1 protein-coding gene and 2 pseudogenes are annotated in these 2,984 nt (G+C 65.7%); all 3 read right to left on the reverse strand.

All coding sequences use genetic code 11. The annotated features are described in order from the left end of the window. Positions 1 to 897 precede the first annotated feature (897 nt). A complete protein-coding gene (locus SRB5_RS35610; protein ID WP_323379051.1) occupies positions 898 to 1,737 on the reverse strand; it encodes an NAD(P)-dependent oxidoreductase in 840 nt (279 codons plus the stop codon). A 212-nt stretch (positions 1,738 to 1,949) separates the two neighbouring features. Continuing rightward, positions 1,950 to 2,138: pseudogene (locus SRB5_RS35615) on the reverse strand (transposase); the annotation flags it as partial. A 345-nt stretch (positions 2,139 to 2,483) separates the two neighbouring features. Then, positions 2,484 to 2,858 (reverse strand): annotated as a pseudogene (locus SRB5_RS37680) (ATP-binding protein); the annotation flags it as partial. Positions 2,859 to 2,984 lie beyond the last annotated feature (126 nt).

The raw sequence follows: 2,984 nt of genomic DNA on the forward strand, positions 1-2,984 counted from the left end.
TCGATCAACGGCAACAGCTACCGACTCAAGAACCGCCTCCAGACTATCGAGCGAGACGCCGACGTGGCCTGAGCAGTGGTGCACATAACTCTGTACTCGGTGGTGCACTCAGAGGAGTACGCGGACACCGCCCTTGGGGTAGCTCACCCAGTGTGTCGAATCGAGACAGTCCCGCAGCTCTACTTTGGCCGCTGCTCGGGCCAGGGCATGCGGAGACGGCCGGGGCTCACCCTGCGCCACCTCATCTTGCTTGCGTCCCGTCTCCATCATGTGCTGGAGGAGACGCAAAGCGGCGCCGGATGCGTGGTCGTCGAGCTTCTCGTGGCCGGGATCTGTGGTCTCCGCAGCCGCAGCCATGTCCCTCCACATGGCTCGATAGGCGTCGGATGCACCCAACTCGGCGCCGGACAGGGAATCATCTGGCCGCACCACGTCCGGAACACTGGCCGTCGGTTCCGGGGTATCGACGTCGGATGCCGATCGGCCCACGCAAGCAGTAAGCAGGGTCGTGATCAGCGCCGCCACTCCGAACCGAAGCACGCCCACCCCGAACTGCCACCGTCTACTCCACACCAGCCGCTCACCGCCCCGACATTCACTTCGCGCAATTGGATACTCGCGGAGCGTCGTTCCCAGGGAATCCCACACCGACACTCCGGCGGAGGGATTAATTCCGAACGGCAGGCGAGATACCGCCAACGACCGCGCTTCCCTTCACCAAATCAGCAGACCACAGCCGCTGCGCGACTTCGACAACAGCGCCTGCCCCACGCGAGTGAATCTCCGTTGCAGAAAGTTAACTCACGCACACATGTACCGAATTAGCACTGCCGAACCAGGCGGATGAGTCGGATCTGCAGACCGGGCATCCCACTCCCCCGGCTTCGTGACCGCTTCCTACCGCTCCCGTCGATGCAATTGGTGCAGGACTTCACTGACTGGCATGTCATACCGGTCTTTGTCATGCTCCCAGCGGGACATCACCTCGGCGGCGGCTTCGGCCATGTCGGCCAGCAGATCCGCAGCACGGAGGGTGTCCGCGATCTCCGTCATCTCGGGAGCCCAGCGCCAGGCACGGGCGGCGACGCTGGGCAGGTATTCCGGGTCGGAAAGGATGTCGGCAGGCATGGCTGCGGCCTCTGCGGTGAGTGCTTCGCCGACGCCGTGGTGATCGGCCAGGGCGTGCGCGACGCCGGCGAGGGTGCGGGCGGCTTTCTGGTAGCCGGCGAAGGCCATCTTCAGGGCCGAGGCAGAACCGAACGTATGGCCGGTTCGGTGCAGGTGCACGCTGGTGCCGGTGAACAGCGGCTCGACGTGGTCGATGGCGGCGCTGTCCCCCGCGAGGTGCAGCCGGGCTGTGCGGGTATCTGTAGGCGGCGGGCCGAAGATCGCTCCGTCGAGTACGACGGGGCTGGGTTGGATCTCTTCGGCGATGCGCTGTGCCCGTTGCGGGCTGATGGCGTTGGCGTCCACGTAGACCCCGGCAAAGTCGTGTGCGGCCACGGCTGCCGCCACATCCTCCGCCACGTGGGGCGGGCAGATCGACAGAACGACGGTGCTTCGGGACAGCGCCTCAGCGAGGGAATCGCACTCTGTGGCGCCCGCCTTCTTCGCACGCCGGAACGTGGCCTTGCTGCGTCCTTCGCGCACCCACAGGACCTCGTGACCAGCACCGACCGCCTGGGACGCGATGGCAGCTCCCATGGATCCGGGATGCAGAACAGTGACCGTGGTCACGACGTGCCTCCCGGGGGCAACTCGGTGATGGCGTGTTCCTGGTGAGCGTTGATCGATTCTCGCATCCGGATCGCGGCCGGCGTGCCGGCCCCTGGGCGCAGGGTAAGCGCCCTGCTGAATGAAGTCACCGACACAGCAGTCAATGCCCTATGCGCGACGGCGGGCGCTGATCACGAGGACTTCGCGGGTCTGGTCTGCGGCACCGTCGAGGAGCGCCACTGGGCGCCGGTACGGTCGATCCACAAGATCGCGTTCAGGATCTCGCGCAGGTCATGTTCCGGCGGCCGGCCAATGGGCGGCGTCATCTTCCAGCGCTTCGCGCGCCAGCTGGTGAGCACCGGCTCGATCCGCGCCCAGCGGGCGTCGGACAGATCATTGGGATACGGGCGGCTTACAGCCATAACCTGTGCGTACCATCACCCGGCGAGTGGGCCCAGGCGCACGGGACAGCCCTCTCCCGCAGTCGTACGTCGAACGGGGCGGAGCGTCAACCCCACTTCAACGATGTACCGGTAGTGCTCCAGAGCAAGCAGTTGGGCCTGTTCGAGCCTGATGGGCGGCGCAGCGACGGAGGCATAGAGGCAGGCGCCATCCCCACCACACGCACCCCGGAGCGGCCCTCCCACGAGCGCAGGACGGCCGAGAGCTGCCGGGAACCCGTGTGGTTGGTCATCCCCAACCACCTCAGGCTCACCGTCCTCTTCGACCCCATCCCCACAACCTGACCGGCACACATAGTTTTCGTGTCAGAGTCGCTCAATGCTGGTCTCACGAGGGATCACCATCCACGCCACCTTCCCCCGCGCGTCCCGCGCATGACCATCGGCCAAGCGAAAGCCCCAACATCCACCCGTCACTGCGTGGACGACCTGGAGGCCACGCCCGCGCTCACCCAGCGCGGCAGCGAAAGTCTCGCCATCGCTGGGATCACCCAAGGGACAGGTTGATCGGTCGGGCGGGAGTAGCGGAAGCACGGGGTCGCGGTCGTGCACCTCGCAGATCAACTCGCCCGCAGCGCGCCTCAGCCACAGTTCGTACGGCCCGACGGCATGCTGCCCGGCGTTCGCCACCAACTCGGAAGCGGCGAGAACGGCGTCATCGATCGTCCCCTCTGAGGGTCGGGAATGTCTTGAGTTTTGTGTATGCCCTTTCTTTGACGTCTTGGGGGTTTAGTTCTAGTTGGTCACTCGTTCGTGGCGAGGGGTAGTCCGTCGAGGTCGATTCGGTCGCCGTAGAAGCCGACGAGG

The organism is Streptomyces smaragdinus (genome assembly GCF_009604385.1).
Taxonomy (GTDB): Bacteria; Actinomycetota; Actinomycetes; order Streptomycetales; family Streptomycetaceae; genus Streptomyces; species Streptomyces smaragdinus.